14 protein-coding genes are annotated in these 16,867 nt (G+C 32.4%); 6 read left to right on the top strand and 8 right to left on the bottom strand.

What is annotated here, in order from left to right; genetic code table 11:
* Position 1 precedes the first annotated feature (1 nt).
* From FHG05_RS10660 to FHG05_RS10640, 5 genes are all read right to left on the bottom strand, one after another.
* The gene (locus tag FHG05_RS10660; protein WP_140998010.1) at positions 2 to 460 is read right to left on the bottom strand and encodes a phage tail protein; all 459 of its coding nucleotides are present in this window, start codon (positions 458 to 460) and stop codon (positions 2 to 4) included.
* Positions 461 to 465: 5 nt separating this feature from the next.
* Positions 466 to 906 (bottom strand): phage tail protein, encoded by a 441-nt coding sequence (locus FHG05_RS10655; RefSeq protein WP_140998009.1) that lies wholly within the window; start codon positions 904 to 906, stop codon positions 466 to 468.
* 31 nt (positions 907 to 937) lie between these two features.
* Positions 938 to 2,854: a phage tail sheath C-terminal domain-containing protein gene (locus FHG05_RS10650; RefSeq protein ID WP_198172267.1), complete on the bottom strand. Its 1,917-nt coding sequence runs from the start codon at positions 2,852 to 2,854 to the stop codon at positions 938 to 940.
* Positions 2,855 to 2,888: 34 nt separating this feature from the next.
* Positions 2,889 to 3,548, bottom strand: a complete 660-nt coding sequence (locus tag FHG05_RS10645) for a Pvc16 family protein (protein WP_140998008.1) — start codon at positions 3,546 to 3,548, stop codon at positions 2,889 to 2,891.
* Between the two features lie 218 nt (positions 3,549 to 3,766).
* Entirely contained in the window at positions 3,767 to 4,294 is a 528-nt protein-coding gene (locus FHG05_RS10640; protein WP_140998007.1) for a hypothetical protein, read from the bottom strand.
* A gap of 309 nt (positions 4,295 to 4,603) precedes the next feature.
* Between FHG05_RS10640 and FHG05_RS10635 the strand changes: the two genes are divergently transcribed.
* From FHG05_RS10635 to FHG05_RS10625, 3 genes are read left to right on the top strand one after another with little or no spacing between them, the layout of a single operon-like run.
* On the top strand, positions 4,604 to 5,668 hold the full coding sequence (locus FHG05_RS10635; protein WP_140998006.1) for a DNA cytosine methyltransferase: 1,065 nt from the start codon (positions 4,604 to 4,606) through the stop codon (positions 5,666 to 5,668).
* The gene (locus tag FHG05_RS10630) at positions 5,658 to 8,561 is read left to right on the top strand and encodes an ATP-binding protein (RefSeq protein ID WP_140998005.1); all 2,904 of its coding nucleotides are present in this window, start codon (positions 5,658 to 5,660) and stop codon (positions 8,559 to 8,561) included. The genes FHG05_RS10635 and FHG05_RS10630 overlap by 11 nt, the downstream gene beginning before the upstream one ends.
* The gene (locus FHG05_RS10625) at positions 8,554 to 10,281 is read left to right on the top strand and encodes a response regulator receiver domain (protein WP_140998004.1); all 1,728 of its coding nucleotides are present in this window, start codon (positions 8,554 to 8,556) and stop codon (positions 10,279 to 10,281) included. Before FHG05_RS10630 ends, FHG05_RS10625 begins: the two co-directional genes overlap by 8 nt.
* 4 nt (positions 10,282 to 10,285) lie before the next feature.
* Here the strand turns inward: FHG05_RS10625 and FHG05_RS10620 are convergent, their stop codons facing one another.
* The 3 genes from FHG05_RS10620 to FHG05_RS10610 form a co-directional block, all read right to left on the bottom strand.
* Complete coding sequence (locus tag FHG05_RS10620) at positions 10,286 to 11,113, bottom strand: DUF6602 domain-containing protein (RefSeq protein ID WP_140998003.1); 828 nt, start codon at positions 11,111 to 11,113, stop codon at positions 10,286 to 10,288.
* Positions 11,110 to 12,102, bottom strand: a complete 993-nt coding sequence (locus tag FHG05_RS10615; protein WP_140998002.1) for an HNH endonuclease — start codon at positions 12,100 to 12,102, stop codon at positions 11,110 to 11,112. The genes FHG05_RS10620 and FHG05_RS10615 overlap by 4 nt, the downstream gene beginning before the upstream one ends.
* Positions 12,103 to 12,241: 139 nt before the next feature.
* The gene (locus FHG05_RS10610) at positions 12,242 to 12,589 is read right to left on the bottom strand and encodes a hypothetical protein (RefSeq protein WP_140998001.1); all 348 of its coding nucleotides are present in this window, start codon (positions 12,587 to 12,589) and stop codon (positions 12,242 to 12,244) included.
* Positions 12,590 to 13,107: 518 nt separating this feature from the next.
* On the opposite strand from FHG05_RS10610, the gene FHG05_RS10605 reads away from it, so the two are divergent.
* From FHG05_RS10605 to FHG05_RS10595, 3 genes are all read left to right on the top strand, one after another.
* A complete protein-coding gene (locus FHG05_RS10605) occupies positions 13,108 to 14,340 on the top strand; it encodes a glycosyl hydrolase family 18 protein (RefSeq protein ID WP_140998000.1) in 1,233 nt (410 codons plus the stop codon).
* Positions 14,341 to 14,799: 459 nt separating this feature from the next.
* Positions 14,800 to 16,137 (top strand): ammonium transporter, encoded by a 1,338-nt coding sequence (locus tag FHG05_RS10600; protein ID WP_140997999.1) that lies wholly within the window; start codon positions 14,800 to 14,802, stop codon positions 16,135 to 16,137.
* Positions 16,138 to 16,318: 181 nt separating this feature from the next.
* Entirely contained in the window at positions 16,319 to 16,810 is a 492-nt protein-coding gene (locus tag FHG05_RS10595; protein WP_140997998.1) for a nuclear transport factor 2 family protein, read from the top strand.
* Positions 16,811 to 16,867 lie beyond the last annotated feature (57 nt).

Raw genomic sequence — 16,867 nt, 5'->3', positions numbered from 1 at the left:
ATTAAAAGTTAGGGATGGGTAATTCTTTATAAAAATTATAGCGCAGTGTAATCGTTTCAATCACTATTTTATTTTCTTCTGCATTCAAATCGCTAAATTCATAACTCACTGGAATTGCATGAGATACATACCAAACTTTAATGGGATTTCCATTCTCGTTTAATAGAGAAACTACCAAATTGGCTGGGTAAAAGATAAAATCTTCTAAGGCTTGATTGCACCACATGGATAGTCCTGATAAATCAGACGTTAATCCTCTTTTTAATACCAAATCTTGATATCCTGAACGAACGGGAAAGTTGTGCTTAAACTTATTTTGACCTCCTTCCGCATAGGATTCCGTTTCCATAGTAACTTTTAATCCATTGACACTTTGGAATTTAGTATCAATTGAAAACTGAGGTACTAATTCAAAGATGACAGAAAAGTGAAAACCTACTATAGGATCGTTACTTGGCATATTGTTTACGATTTATATTCAACAGTAAATCCATGATTGGCAACCTCAACCGTATCAATCGCAGCTTCATTGGCATCCGATTTTAAATCGGTACATTTTAAAGAAACTATAAAGCAATCCTTTACCGTCCAAACCACTCTTGGTTCCTGATTTTCATCTAATAAAGAAATGGTAATCGTTCTTTTCTCTACGGTATTTTGAGCCACCGTATTGTACCACTCATAAAATTCATTGTCTCCTACAAAAACTCCTCTTTTTAAAGTGATGTTGCTTAGTTTTTGTAAACCTGGCATTTTCTCTTTGAAAAAATTAGGACTCGATCCCACTCGGTGTTCAATAACATCCATTTCTTTGTTCAAGCCTGAAACTTCTGTAAAGGCTATTTTGCTACCACCCCAAACTACGCTGAAGTGAAACTTTGGTAACGGAAAATCTGTATTAGGCATATCGCTATATTTTTAATTGTTACTAATTTCGTTATGATTTTTGTTGCATTTGTTTGAATTCAAGTATGATGAATTCTGCTGGTCTTGAAGGAGCATAACCGATTTTTACAATCATTCTTCCTTCTAAAATATCTTGAGCCGACATGGTTTCCTTTAACCCAACAGCTACAAAAAAGGCATGTTCTGCTTTTCCTCCTGCTAAAGCACCATCTTTCCATAATGTGGTTAAATAGTTATCTATCATCCCTTTAACACTTACCCAGGTTAAGGCTACATTGGGTTCAAAAACAAATTGCATACACGCTTTTTTAACCGATTCTTCAATCATGTTTGCCAATCTTCTTACGTTAACATAACGCCAATCGTTAGAATTACCAGCCAAAGTGCGACCTCCCCAAACTAAGAATCCTTTTCCTGTGAATTTGCGAATCGCATTAATCGATTTACCCGTTTCATGAATGTTCATGTCTTGTTGTTCGGCATCGTTTACATCATCCGTTAAACCAATAATTCCATTAACACTCACATTTGCTGGTGATTTCCAAACACCTCTTGTATTATCGGTTTGTGCATAAATTCCAACCACAGCCCCAGAAGCAGGAACGGTATTCATGGATTGTGATAATTTGGCAACAATAGCCTCATAAAATGGAATTTGAGAAACCAAATTGTTTTCTTCAAAAAGTAGGAAATCGTCCATACTTTGCAACACATTATTCGTTGCATTGATAATAGCCGCGTTTAATTTTTGGATAGCCAATTGTATTTTTCCAAAATCTGGCTCATCGTGAGCAGGAATAGGCCCGTCTGCAGGAACTGCAACTTTAATTAAATCGGTATACGGGTTTGGAGCCGATTCTGTATAGGCAGAAATATTTCCCCAAACGCTTTTAAAAGCCGTATCGTTATCTAAAGCGGATAAATCATCTACATCGGTAGTTCCATCTGCTTTTTTTAATACTTCATAGGCTTTTTTAAAGTCTACTAAATCTTGTGCATATTTCTTTAAGAAATTGGTCACTAAATCTTGTGCTACTGCTGGTAATTTTGTACTGGTTAAGGTAGGTGCAATTGGTTTACCAATGGTTTTTAATAACGTCCAACATACATCTGTAGCGGTTTTTAACTTGGCATGGGTATCAATTGGTACAGCCACTTCAGTAGGTGTCCAAGCCGATTGTAAGGCAGCCACATCTGTTGCAATTTTTTCAAACTCTTCAATGTTATTTTTAACAGTTGTATTGGTTGAAAAAATGCCTTTAAAATTCACTTTACCTCCTACAACACCATTAATATCACTAAAACGATACGTATACGGGAAAGCGCTTTTTAGATACGGATAGTACGCAGCACCATATTTTAGATTTTGGTTCCCTACACGATCTCTAAAGTTGGCACTATCAGTTACTAAATCACTTTCTTGTTTTACATCCATCACGGTAAAGCGATCCATTAAATCTGCACATTGTAATAAGGCTTGTTGTTGTACCAAACCTAATTTTTCCGCAGTTAAGTTAATCGCATCTGGAAATAATAATAACGTAGGTTCGTCAAACTTTCTCAATAAATTCAACCCTGTTACAAAATCAGCATCATTGTTTACAGCTGCTGAATAATCGCCAATAGAAACGATATAGCAAACGCCTCCACCATTGCTATAAAACAAACGCAAACTATTGTATAATTTAAATTTACTTTCTTCAACACTACAATTGTCAGTAGGCATTAAATTACCGTCTAACTCAACCGTTATGGCTTTAGGAGCAGGAGCTCCACCAAAAGTTTGTTCAAACTCCATAAAGGAAGTAATTCGAGTAGGAACCGTAGGTCCTTTTTCGGTATATCCTACAAAAGCGGGAATAGCAGTTGCAACTTGCGCAACCGAAGGAGGAAATGCATCAATTTCATTGATATACACTCCCGGTGTTTTAAGAGAACTTACATTCATGACATTTTTATTTATTGTTTATATTGTCTTTTTTTTAACTTTCAAATTCGTTCGACTCTAATTGTCCTATAGGATTATGCGGATTGTTTTCCCAAAGCGCAATACCAATCTTTTTCACTACTTTTTCGCTAACTGTTGGGGTATTTTGGATGGTACACAATCTCATTTTGTATAAAGCAGACGGCATGTATTTAGACCCCAAATACGACCACATTTGGTTCAATTGTTCCATAGACAAGCTCACAAATTCTGTGGTTACTTTTTCGTAATCTTCCTTTTCCACGTCTGTTTTGGCTGAGAAAGTCGCATAGTCAATCATTTCTGAATGATCGTTTTTGTAAAAGAAAGATTTATTCAATTGAAAATAATGGATGATATTTTTCAGTTTATCAATACCGTCTAAGTATTTGGATAAATCTGTATTATAGGAACTGAATAAGAGGGAAATAATCAAATGTTGCGTAGGTTGTGTATAGCGTGAAATGGAAGTTTCATCCACCGTATTTCGTAGGTAAACCGATTGGTTTTTTTGAGTTTTATCTTCTTCAATATTCACGATAGATAAAACAATGGGAGACTTCGATTCCAAAAAATCATCACCATCATTTAAAGTGGCAATGTTGGTAATGTCGATAACGGTTTGAGAAGGATCAATTAATTTACTTAATTGCTCAATTACAACTTTTAAGTCCATGCTTGTTTTGTTTTTTTGGTATCCTATTTCTTATGAACCGCCAAGTACTGAAATAGAATACACAAATTAACCAACAAATAGTCAAACGCTTCCAAGGACTTACACTAGAATTGTAAGGGGATTTTTCCTATTTTAAATAGGGGATTTTTCCTGTAGAAAAGTAGAAACACAAAAGGAGTGCATGATACACTCCTTTTAGTATTGAATTATTACATCGCTTAGTTACGTATGGGATGTAAAAACAAAGCACCTGCCGCTAAAATTGCAGCTGGTCCTCCAGGAACCGCCGCCAATAAAGCTGCCCATTGTACCCAAGTAATCGGCCAATGCACCCCGTTTCCATTATTCGTTATTTTAATTTGCGCTATTTTTATCGCTACGACAGCAGCAATACCAGCTCCAATTACCGTTGCAATACCACCTGTAACTACACCCGCTGCACCTAAAGCAGACGCAATAAGTCCACCCACTGCTCCAGTTCCTGTTATACCAGAAATGATATCTTCTGTCAGTTTGTTGTTCATTACAATATCCACGCCCCACCAATGTACCGTAGCCGATATTTGTTCGGAAGTACCGCTAGCGGCTCTGCGCATCATAGGCGCTTCGTCATAAGCAAGTGAAGGTTCGGCCACTGCCATTCCCATTTCTTTTAAGGTTGCTAACTGACTGTCTAAAGTGGCTTTAAAGTCTTTTTTACTTTGTTCAAATTGTTCTTCAATAATTTTTGGATCTGTTGTACTCATGATGTTATTTGTTTTAGTTGAATTATTCCTTACACTTAGTATCCTTCTAAGTTTTTTAAATGTGACTACAAAGCTAAAGGGACAGTTCTAAAAAAAGTAACGCTCCTCTACCCCAAAAAGAAATGGGGTACTAGTACGGTGGGTGTAGGTAGTTTTGCGTGGGAGAGTTATACTTTTTTTGAAAATTATTACCAATTATAAATAAAATTACTAACTTGTAATTAGTTATATTCTTATTCAGAGCTGAAAATATTATTATTCAATTAAATTATTTATTTTTGAACATAATTATTTTCTTCATTATTATACATGACAAACAAACAATTAAAAGCTGTAGATTTTTTCTGTTCAGGTGGCGGTATGAGTTCAGGTATGGCGAATGCTGGTATTAAAATCCTAGCTGGTATTGACTATGATATTACTTGTAAAGATACTTACGAAGCCAATATAAAAGGAGCAGAATTCATTCATGCTAATGTATTCAACTACCAAGAAGAAGAACTTCAAAAACAATTAAATTTACAAAAAAACGACGACAATCTCATTCTTATAGGCTGTAGCCCTTGCCAATATTGGAGCATCATAAACACGGATAGAAATAAATCTTCCGAATCCAAAAGTTTATTAATTGAATTTAGACGTTTTGTTGAATATTTTAATCCTGGTTATGTTGTAGTTGAAAATGTACCAGGTGTAATTAGAAAAAAAGAAGAAAGCGGACTTGAAGATTTCATATTGTGGTTAGAAAGTAACGGTTACAAAGTGCATCATGGTATACATAATGTAATGGAATATGGTGTACCACAAAGTAGAAGAAGATTAACTTTAATTGCCAATAGAGTTAATAGCAATGTACTCGAACCTATAAAATACAAAGGAAAAATTAAAACAGTTTTTGATACCATAGGGGAACATAATGGTTTTCCAAAAGTAGAGGCAGGTCATAAAGACGAAACCGATTTTATGCATACAGTAGCTGGATTGAAACAAATAAACATTGATAGATTAAACCTTACTGAAAAAGACGGTGGTTCTAGAATGTCGTATGCACATGATGAAAATTTAGCACCTGATTGCCATAAAAACGATATAACAAATTTTAAAGATACTTATGGTAGAATGTGGTGGCACAGACCATCCCCTACTATAACAACAAAGTTTTTTAGTATTTCAAACGGTAGATTTGCGCATCCTGAAGAGAATAGAGCAATATCCATACGTGAAGGAGCGGTTTTACAAACCTTTCCCAAAAACTATAAATTTAAAGCAACCAGTATTGCTAATGCAGCTAGAATGATTGGAAATGCTGTTCCACCAAAATATGCTGCCTCAATCGCAAAAGCAATAATTAAGAACCATACAAATGCAATTTAGAACCAAAGCTCGAGCAGTTGATTTATTAGGAAAAGGACAAATTGCCGATTTGCCAACAGCCATTACTGAGTTGTGGAAAAATGGTTATGATGCTTATGCCGATAATCTAAAAGCAGATTTATTTAAACAAGGTTATAATGGACTTTCAAAATCTTATTTTGTAATTTCTGATGACGGTAAAGGAATGTCTACAACTGATGTTTTGGATAAATGGCTAGTTCTTGGTACAGACTCAAAATCAAGAGCAGAATTAGAAGAAGAATCCGAAGATACGTTGTGGAAAAGACCTCGTATTAAAGCAGGGGAAAAAGGTATCGGGCGTTTGTCTGTAGCCTATTTAGGTAATCCAATGTTGATGCTTACAAAGAAAATAGGTTATCCTTTGCAAACTGTATTTTTTGATTGGCGATTATTGGAAAATTATAATCTTTTTTTAGATGACATTACTATTCCAATTAAATCAGTTGAAAATGTAAACTCTTTGAGTAATGAGTTTTTCGAGTTGAAGGAAATGTTTTTAACAAATTTTGAAAAAGAATTTGATATAGATAATAAACCAATTTGGGAAGGAAAGCAAGCTGAATTAAAGTCGGATATTATTTCAGAAACTGAAAACGCTATAATTGAAGAATCAATTTTAAACAATATTATTTCGTTTTTTGAGTCAGATGATGCTCACGGAACAATGTTTTTAGTTTTCAATCCGATAAATCAAATCGTTGATTTATCTGAAAAAGATATAGATGATATTGAGGATAGAAATTTTGTAATTTCAAACTTAATTGGTTTTACTAATCCATTTAAAGAAAGTAAGATTAAAATTAATACTTCTTTTATAATTCACAACAAAGATTTACCCTATGATTTACTACAGTCTAAAGGTGAATTTTTTAATGAAAGTGATTTTGATTTAGCAGATATTTTTATCGATGGTGTTTTTGACGGCAAAGGTGAATTTAATGGTTTAATTAAGTTTTATGATCAAGTCGTCCCATATACTTTCGTAAGTAGTCGTAAAAAAGATGCCAGATCTTTTTATGGTGAAATACCTATTAGGTTAGGCTATAATCACGGAGAGGAAAAATCATCAAAATTGAATGAAGTTGCCTATAACAAAATAAAGGCTAAAATCGAGGAATATAGTGGCTTTTATATTTATAGAGATGATTTTAGGGTTCTTCCTTATGGTAGATCTGATTATGATTTTTTAGGCTTTGAAGAAAGACGTTCAAAAAGAGCTGGAACATATTTCTTTTCTTACAGAAGGATGTTTGGTTATTTAGATATATCCAGGGAGAGAAATTCTAATTTAAAAGATAAATCAAGTAGAGAGGGATTAATTAATAATGCTCAGTATAGAGCTTTCAGAAATGATGCTATTAGTTTCTTTGTTACTTTAGCACAAGATTTTTTTGCAACAGAGCCTAAACAATCAATTTTTAGAGATAAACTAAACGAAACTCAAGATCAAAATAAAGCTTTAGCAGCAGATAAAGCAAGGGAAAAAGCTGAAAAAACTGCTTTTACAAAATCGTTAAATGACTATCCAAAAAAATTAGAAGAACATCAAACAAAATATGAAAAACTTCTAAATGAATTAGATGAAAAGCTTGAGAATATAAACATAACTTATTCGGAAGTTGAGGGTATTTTAGATGAACTTCAAAAATTGGATTTAGAACTGAAGGGATTAATCCCCAAAGTTCCCAAACGATATAAACCAACTGAAACACAAAAGGAAAGGTTGTATAAATTTGAAAACAGACTCAACAATTATATTGAACTTGTAACACCAAGAAAAGAAGCATTAGACAAAAAAGCACAAGACAAATTAGAAATTCGTGATTTAAAAATTGATTTTACCAAAAAGTACAATTCATACATTTCTTCTTTAGAAAAATCACTTAATCAATACAGGCAACAACTTGATGAAAAGACAACGTTCCTTAATAAAAATTATAGAGAAAGAGCAAAAAGATTAGTTGATGCTTTGTCAGAAAATAAAGAAAAACTAATTAGCAGCATCTCTACAAAAGAACAAATTAGTCAATATTCAGAGGAAGTTGAAAAATTGTATAATAAACTTTCGGATGAAGCAGGAAATACTTTGTTCCCGTTAGTTGACCATATCAAACGTTTGTCTTTCGATATTGACGAAGAACAAGTTCAAGGAGCTTACAAAGCTCAATATGACCAAATGAAATATCAATGGGAACAAACCAGAGATACCGCTCAATTAGGAATTGCAGTTGAAATAATCGACCACGAGTTTAATCAATTATACGCAAAGATTAACGGACAATTAATTGAATTGAATAAAAATGAAACGGTTAGTTCGATAAAAGAATTTGGATTTTTAGAAAAGAACTTTAAGCAATTGGAAGATAAATATGCACTTCTTTCGCCGCTATATAGAATTTCAGGAGCACTATCTAAAGACATTTCTGGACAAACGATTTATAGTTATGTACTCGAATTTTTTGAGAACCAAATAAGTGAATATAATATAGTGTTTGATGTATCAGATGATTTTAGAAAACATCTTATAAACATTAAAGAACCCGTAATCCATACAGTTTTTATTAATATTATTAACAACGCTATTTATTGGATGCGTAATAAAGAACAACGCATCATAAAACTTGATTATATAACTGAAACCAAAGAAATTATTATCGCCAATTCTGGAGAAAAAATACCAGAATACAGGCTTGATAAAATTTTTGAGTTATTCTATTCTCAACGTCCGAACGGTAGAGGAATAGGGCTTTATTTATCAAAACAAAGTTTAAATGAAGCCAATTTAGATATTAAAGCAACAAATGATAAAAAATATAACACCTTAAACGGAGCTTGCTTCGTGATTAATCAAATAACTGCAAGAAATGTATAGTCAAAAAGCATTTGATATATTAAATTCATCAATTAATAATGCAATCTTTATTGATGAAAAGGCAAAAGATTTTTATTCTGGAACAGATATAAATCCTGATATAGCGGAAGAAAAGTTATCATTTGAGTTATTTGATACATTTAAAAAAAATGGAAAGAATTTAGCTGTTCATAAATTTGAAAAATCAAATTTAGACGAACCTAAAACTTTGGAATATTTATTTAAAGGGAAAGATCTAATTTTATTAGATTGGGAATTAGCAGAACACGTAGGACAAGAGTATTCACTAAAACTATTGAATAAAGCAGTAAGTGCACCTTACATAAACTTTTGCTGTATTTATTCTAGTTCAACTAATTTTAATCAAATTCCACTTTTCTTAGATGCTTTTTTTTCTGGTTTAAAAACTGAAGATTTTGAATCTATTAAAAATGAATACTCATTTTTTGAAATTAATGATTTAGATGATATTGTAAATAAAGATGAAGAAACAATTAGTAAATTTATTACAGAAGAAAATATTAACCTTACTGATTTTCCGATAGAACATTTAAAAACAAAGTCGGAAAGTTATTTAATTCGTTTAATACACATATCTCTGAATATTGACAAGTTTATACTTCCTGATGATACAATAAGAAAATATGAAGTTTTGAATACTGGTGATAATTCTTTTATGATTAATAATACATTTGTACTAACATTAAAAAAAGATTTTACAGAAGATTCAGACATCACAAAACTATTACAACGTATATCAGAAGTAATTATAAAAAATAAAGGAAGTTTCTTTCAATTACTTGGATTAGAAATGCAATCAGTTTTCAATTCAAATGAGCGCTTTATTGACGAGACTATATTAAAATCATCAACGGAGGCACTTTTCCAGTTTCGAAATCATATTAAAAATGATAAAACTTTTGGTACAATTGTAAAAAAACTTTTAATTGAACAAGCTACACTAAAACTAAGGACTGCTAAACTCGAACTAATAAATACAGATTTTCTTAATTTTAAAAGTAAAGAATTAGAAAACAATCCACCTTCTGTAGAGGATTTATTTCAACTAAATGTGTTTTATAATTCAGTATCGGTAAAGAGTCTACATCCAGATAGTATACCAAATTTAAATTTTGGTGATGTATTTAAAGATAATGATAATAATTATTATCTATGTATAACAGCTTTATGTGACTGTTATGAACCCAAAAAAATAGATTTTAATTTTTATTTTGTAAAAGGAAAAGAGTTTCAGAATATTGAACTCGCATTAAAATTAGGAGACACAGGATTTATTAGTTTTTTACCTAACGGAAAAGCTATTGATTGGGGTAATCTTAATGAAAGTATTTTAAAAAGAATTAAAGAACCTTCATTATCTAATTCTAAGGACGATATAAAAAAATTACAAAACGATATTAAAACATTACTTCAAATAATAAATAAAATATCAACAAAGCAATCTGAATTAGGTAGTTTACAATATGTCCCTTTTTACATTAAACCTAAAGTTTATAACGTCCAAAACAATAAATTAATAGATAATAAAATCAGAATATGGGATATTACAAATAAATATACAAAGGAAGAGTTTGAACAAAGTTTAAACTATTTTGATGTTGAATATATAACAACATTAAGAAATGATTACACTCAAAGAATGGCAAATCATGCTTTTGGTCACCCTGCAAGAGTCGGTGTTGATTTTGTAAAAATGTAAATTCTTAAAATGAATTCTTAAAAATAAATTCACCATCTCCCCACGGTTTATTAATAAACTTACCATTTATCAATTTATCTAAATCTAATGGATCAAACAAATAATATCCTATTCTTGGATTGCCTCTACTAAATTCAATTCTAGGCAAGTCATTAACTAAAGTAGATAGAAAGCCAATTATTTCTTCATTAATTATATTTACTTCATCGAATGATTTATGTATCCATCCTTTAGATGTATTACACAACCATCCTTTATTAGCAATACAAATATTAGCAATAAGAGGATTATGTTCCCAATTTTTATCAATTTTACTATAAATCTCCAATATTTTTTTGGGTCTATAGTTTTTTAAGCGAGTATCAAAAGTAAATAGGGAATAATGAGGTTTTATAAAATAGGTAGGAACAACATCATCTTTTTCATCATGGAATCCAGCTGTTATTATAAGTTCTTTATCTAATTGATTGAATTTCTTAAAAGCTTCTTTTACATTGGTAAAATTGAATTCCGATTTAACTTCAATAGTATTTAGTACAGATTCGATAGGAAATAATCCTATTTTATCATTTGAAGAAAAAAATATTGGAGGATGCAGATTTTTACTGTAAATACATATATCGATTTCGCCTGATAACACACCTTTATAGTCAATAATTTTACCATTACCCATTGAGTAATTATTATTAAGCATCGGTTGTATCAATTCTTGTAAAACAATTTCTCTTAATCTACCTGTTAAATATGGGTGCTTCATTTCAATAGCTGATTTTGCATCCGCTAATCCTTTTTTTATTTTACCATCCAATATCGTTCTGTAGTAGTTATTCATAATATTTGTTTTTTATAAAACATTTTCCACCTAATATTTAAAGCTTCTTTACTTGGATATTGTTTATCTTTTAAATTTAATTTTTTCCCTTCAAGTTCTCTATACTCACTTATAATAATAGTATCTTTCAAATACACCTTAAACTCATTAGGTTCAATCCCAATCAAATCCAAATCAAACAAGGTATGAATATCAGCTCTCATTAATAAGCCATTTGAAGGGTCGTTATCTTTTTCACCTTTATACGGATTAATGTGTGCAGCTTCTAAAATTTCTAAAATTTCACACCCAGTAATAACACATTTATCTCCATACATATCTCGAACCGCTTCTCTAAATTTTTTTTGCCCTCTCCTTTGAATAATAGATTGGTAAATTTTACTCCTTTCATCATTTCCGTTAGGAACATAATCATTTGAAAAAATCTCATTTAAAAGATTATTATCTGCATCTTCAGCCTCAGGATAAATAGTTTCTTTAAGTAACTGGTCGTATTCGTTCTTAAAATATTCAATAAAAAAAGATTTAGATAAACTTTGCATCGACATATTTCGATTATACCCATTACTGTAATATGGTCGAAGTTTGTTTATAGTTACTTTTTGCTTAGGTTCAATAAAGGATTGACTATAATAAGCTTCATATTGAGTTATAGCTACAGTTTCTGTAATTGGTTCTTCAAACTCATGTCCTTGATTACACCGAAATTTAGGTAGTTTCGTTTTTCTTTCTTCATAATTTGTATTATTACAAACAGGACACCTTCTCCTCGTTTTTGTTGAATTATAAATTAGAATTCTAGATATTTTGACTATTCCTAGAACCCTTTCTTTATTTACAATAACAGCAATATCTCCTTTTTTAATTTGTAAATGATTTGGAACAAAATTATCATAAACATATTTAGTTTTTAATTCGTCTGCATAACCGTCATTACTTATATAAGATAAATCATCAGCTGCTACTGATTTTAAAACCCAATGGTCCATATTTTTATTTTTTATGAAGATATTAATAATTTTAGAAAAGTAATTAAAAAATCTTTTTACCTCCTCTACCTTAAAATAACCCCAAACAAAAAACCACCAAGCTTACACCTGATGGTTTTTAAATCCAATTTTTCATGCGTTACTTTTTAGAGGTCGGTTTTCTGCGTTCACTTTTTCTCTTTCCACCAGCCATTTCATATTCAGAACTGTTTTTACCAAACTTAGTGGCTACTCCTGTTAAAATGCGTTCGTTCCAGTCTTTTAATACTGCAATTTGTGCGATACAATCATTATACAAATTGTCAATGGTACTCAAGGCCGTGTTGTAAGCACTTAATTTGCTAGACATCGCATTAAGTTCGGTTTCATAATTAGGAACCGTAATACCATTTCCTAAATCTAAAGAAGCATCAATACTTCTTACTGCTGATAATCGAGTAATTCCCTTCTCAAGGTCTAAAACTCGCGCTAATTTTCTACGTGACATCTTTTAAAGTTTTAAATTCAACATTTGGTTTTTTACTTACTTTACGCAATCCAATTGCTGTGCCAAAAAAATCATTTTAACAAACATTTATGTATTAAAATTAAAACTTGTCTTTTTGCTTATTATCAATTCGATTCATATTAAACCAAATCTAATTCGCATTAAACCAAACTTAATTTGTATTAAACAAAACTTAATTCACATTAAACAAAACTTAATTTGTATTAAACAAAACTTGATTCACATTAAACCAAACTTAATTCGCATTAAACAAAACTTAATTCATAATAAACCGAATTTGATTTGGTTTAAACCGAACTTAATTTGTAGAAAACAAAACTTAATATACTTTCAACTCAATTAAGTAACGAATACCTATCTTTCCTTTCACCCTTCAAAAACTGCTGTTCGTTTAACAGAAAACGTCATTCGTTTAAAATATTTTTTTAATCCCTACATTCTGTTTATGTTTGAAACAACAAACATAGTAGTGCTTACTACTTACAAACAAAACAAACATGCTGACAACTACAATTACTTTTTTGAAAAAAAGAACTGCTTTGCTATTCCTTTTAGGAAGCTCTTTACTAACAGCTCAAACGACTCGCGTGATTGGCTACGTACCCGATTATCGCTTGTATGCGGTTAACCAAATCGATTTTACGAAAATCACTCATGTGAATTATTCTTTTGGAAATCCAGATGCTTCTGGGAATTTAGTGGTAACCGATATTACACCTCTAAAAAATGCCATCACTTCCTCTAATCCTAGTATCCAAATCTTACTGTCTATTGGTGGTGGTGTGGTCAATGTGACCCACTGGAATGCGGTCTTGGCTTCTTCTAGTTCGCGTGCGGCTTTCATTACGCAATTGGTGAATTATACGGTAACCAATAATATCGCAGGTATCGATGTGGATTTGGAATGGGATTTTGCAGCAAACAACAATTACAGTCCGTTCGTATTAGAATTAAAAACAGCTCTAGATGCTGAAAACAAATTAATGACGGCTGCTTTACCGGGTGGCACGCTATTTAGTGTAATTACACCGCAAGCTTTGGCTGCTTTCGATTTTATCAACATCATGGCGTATGATTATACGGGCCCGTGGCAACCGAGCAACCCAGGCCAACATAGTTCGTATGCACAAGCGCAAAGTGCGATTACTTTTTGGAAATCGCATGTTACAGCTGACAAACTGAATTTAGGGGTGCCTTTTTACAGTCACTCTTTTATAAATTCCACTACGGCAGGACCGGATAGAAATTACAGCGAAATTGTAGCTGCCAATCCTGCCAATGCCGATGTGGATCAAATAGGAAATGACCCGAATGGCTATAACGAATATTATAACGGTCGTCCTACGATGGCTGACAAAGTAACGCTTGCTTATAACGAAGGCTTGGGCGGTATGATGATTTGGGAACTGGGTCAAGATGCGTTCAATCAGTATTCGTTACTAACGACTATTGCGAATACTGTATCGACTTTAAAAACCACTTCTTTTGAGTCTTTAGCGTATACGTTGTATCCAAATCCGACTCAAGATAATGTTACGATTGCGATGACAACTACTCAAAGAATCGAACAGGTTGCCATCTATGATGTTTTAGGCAAAAAACTACAAGAAATACGGGTGCCTCAGGAAAGTCAGACGGTATTGAATTTAGCAGGTTATACCAAAGGGATGTATCTCGCAAAAATTACAGCTGATGGCCAACAAACCACGGTTAAAATAATCAAGCAATAAAGGATTTTGAAACCGTTGTTTACATTCCTAAAAGAGTACCAATTTTAGTTCGGAAATAATTCCGTCATTTCGAGTGATTGTATCCCTAAAATTAAGGGATACAATTGTATCGAGAAAAGGAATATTTCAACCCACAATACAACTCCTATTTTTTAAATTTTAATTTGTGAAAACATCCCTAGTATCCCTTCGATGCTTTGGGATGTTTTTTTTGTACCAATGTCTTACAAATAAAAACAATAACCTATTGAAGTTTAGGGAATTATTTTGATAAAACTACTTTTTCAACTGAAATTAAGGTTTTCAAAATGAGGATTTCTCAAAATAAAGACTTTATTTTATTAAAATAATAATTATTTAAAATTGGCGTCTTTTTTTAAAGGGTAACGTTTCTTTAAAGTGAGTATTTTTATATTTTTACTACTCAAAAAATAGGGTTAACTATCAAATAACATAAAAATGACACTAGAAAAACGCTGGATTGCCTCTTTTGTAATTATTGTACTTATCGCACTGACTTCTTTATTTTGGTCGCACCAACCAGCAGCTGTTTCCAATCAATTCTTAGACACTACTGCTATTAATTTTGCCGACGTGGCTTGGTTACTAACCGCTTCTTGTTTGGTACTATTAATGACACCGGGACTTTCTTTTTTTTATGGTGGTATGGTGGGGAGAAAAAATGTGATTTCGACCATGTTGAAAAGCTTTATTTGTTTAGGCGTAATTAGCTTGCTTTGGGTAACTGTTGGTTTTAGTTTGTCATTTGGAGATAGTATCGGAATTACAATTGGAGACCAAACCTATGGTATCATTGGGAATCCCTTGGATTTTTTATTTTTTGACCAAGTGGAAGTACTACCACATTCAAGTTTAGGAGCGAGTATTCCTTTTATTTTATTTGCCTTGTTCCAAATGAAGTTTGCCGTTATTACACCTGCAATTATTACAGGTGCTTTAGCAGAACGCATCCGCTTTATCTCCTTTTTATTATTCATTTGTTTGTTTACTTTAATCATCTATGCTCCACTATGTCATATGATTTGGCATCCGAATGGTTTATTAGGAAACTTTTTTGGTGTTAAAGATTTTGCTGGTGGAACGGTGGTACACATGAGTGCTGGTTTTGCAGCTTTAGCGGGAGTAATTGTTTTAGGAAAACGCAAAAACAACGAACATATTCCTACCAACATTCCTTTTGTAGTTTTAGGTACCGGATTGCTTTGGTTTGGTTGGTTTGGTTTTAACGCGGGTTCGGCTTTAGCTGCCAATGGTACAGCTGCCATGGCATTTGCAACTACTACCATTGCTTCAGCCTCAGCCATGATTACTTGGATCTTTTTTGATCGCATCAACGGAAGAAAAGTATCTGCATTAGGAGCTTGTATTGGAGCTGTGGTAGGTTTAGTAGTCATCACACCCGCTGCTGGTTTTGTGACCATTCCGGAAAGTATTTTCTTTGGTTTTATAGGCGCTATTGTATCGAATAAAATGGTGTATTGGAAACGTCTAAAAGAAATTGACGATACTCTAGATGTATTTGCTTGTCATGGTGTAGGTGGTATTATGGGAATGATTTTAACCGCTATTTTTGCGCATGGCGAAGATGCGAGTTTACTACATGGCGGTTGGGGTGTTTTTGCGCATCATATGACTGCTTTACTTTTGGTTTCTATTTTTACTTTTGGAGGTGCGTATTTGTTGTTTAAGTTTACCAATGCGATTATTCCTTTAAGAGTTACAGAAGAATCCGAAGAAATTGGTTTAGACCAATCCCAACATGGTGAAAAATTCTAAGGAACAGCGGAAAAAGATTGGTTTATAAAAAGCTACTAAGCCGTATCAAAGCCATACCAAAGCCATATTAAAGTCGAGTACAGCATAGGGAAGGATTTTTAGAAGGAAAGGTACTTGTAAAATAGGAAATCAATTAGTGTAATCTTTTTACTATTTTTATAGCACAAAACCTTAGATACTCATGAAAAAAATACTCCTACTTCTTTGCTTTACCTCTTTTGTAGTGGCTCAAAACAAAGATAAAGAAAAAGCAACGATACATGCTTTATTAGATGCTTGGCATCAAGCTGCAGCAAAAGCGCAATTTGATGACTATTTCAACGCAATGGCTGATGAATCGATTTTCATTGGAACCGATGCTACCGAAAATTGGGACAAAAAAGAATTTATCGCTTTTGCAAAACCTTATTTTGACAAAGGGAAAGCCTGGAGTTTTACACCATTGGAAAGACATATTTTTGTTTCGAAAGATGGTAAAACGGCTTGGTTTGACGAATTATTAAATACCCAAATGAAAATTTGTAGAGGAAGTGGTGTTTTGGTTAAAGAAGGTAAAGCGTGGAAAATCAAACATTATGTGTTGTCTATGACTGTTCCAAATGACCAAGTGGATGCTGCTATAAAAATTAAAGCACCCATAGAGGATGCTTTAATAGACGGTTATACTAAGTAATTTTGAGATGAGGATTATAACAGGTCCCTCTTCCTGCTCGAGTGTCCTTTGTAAATA

Source organism: Flavobacterium profundi, from assembly GCF_006491645.1.
GTDB lineage: Bacteria > Bacteroidota > Bacteroidia > Flavobacteriales > Flavobacteriaceae > Flavobacterium > Flavobacterium profundi.
The sequence above is the reverse complement of the archived record's forward strand: the minus strand, read 5'-3'. Positions and strand labels throughout refer to the sequence as shown.

Bases quoted from the DNA above. Each gene is read 5' to 3' on its own strand.
- FHG05_RS10660 (WP_140998010.1), bottom strand. From the start codon at position 460: ATGCCAAGTAACGATCCTATAGTAGGTTTTCACTTTTCTGTCATCTTT.
- FHG05_RS10655 (WP_140998009.1), bottom strand. From the start codon at position 906: ATGCCTAATACAGATTTTCCGTTACCAAAGTTTCACTTCAGCGTAGTT.
- FHG05_RS10650 (WP_198172267.1), bottom strand. From the start codon at position 2,854: ATGAATGTAAGTTCTCTTAAAACACCGGGAGTGTATATCAATGAAATT.
- FHG05_RS10645 (WP_140998008.1), bottom strand. From the start codon at position 3,548: ATGGACTTAAAAGTTGTAATTGAGCAATTAAGTAAATTAATTGATCCT.
- FHG05_RS10640 (WP_140998007.1), bottom strand. From the start codon at position 4,294: ATGAGTACAACAGATCCAAAAATTATTGAAGAACAATTTGAACAAAGT.
- FHG05_RS10635 (WP_140998006.1), top strand. From the start codon at position 4,604: ATGACAAACAAACAATTAAAAGCTGTAGATTTTTTCTGTTCAGGTGGC.
- FHG05_RS10630 (WP_140998005.1), top strand. From the start codon at position 5,658: ATGCAATTTAGAACCAAAGCTCGAGCAGTTGATTTATTAGGAAAAGGA.
- FHG05_RS10625 (WP_140998004.1), top strand. From the start codon at position 8,554: ATGTATAGTCAAAAAGCATTTGATATATTAAATTCATCAATTAATAAT.
- FHG05_RS10620 (WP_140998003.1), bottom strand. From the start codon at position 11,113: ATGAATAACTACTACAGAACGATATTGGATGGTAAAATAAAAAAAGGA.
- FHG05_RS10615 (WP_140998002.1), bottom strand. From the start codon at position 12,102: ATGGACCATTGGGTTTTAAAATCAGTAGCAGCTGATGATTTATCTTAT.
- FHG05_RS10610 (WP_140998001.1), bottom strand. From the start codon at position 12,589: ATGTCACGTAGAAAATTAGCGCGAGTTTTAGACCTTGAGAAGGGAATT.
- FHG05_RS10605 (WP_140998000.1), top strand. From the start codon at position 13,108: ATGCTGACAACTACAATTACTTTTTTGAAAAAAAGAACTGCTTTGCTA.
- FHG05_RS10600 (WP_140997999.1), top strand. From the start codon at position 14,800: ATGACACTAGAAAAACGCTGGATTGCCTCTTTTGTAATTATTGTACTT.
- FHG05_RS10595 (WP_140997998.1), top strand. From the start codon at position 16,319: ATGAAAAAAATACTCCTACTTCTTTGCTTTACCTCTTTTGTAGTGGCT.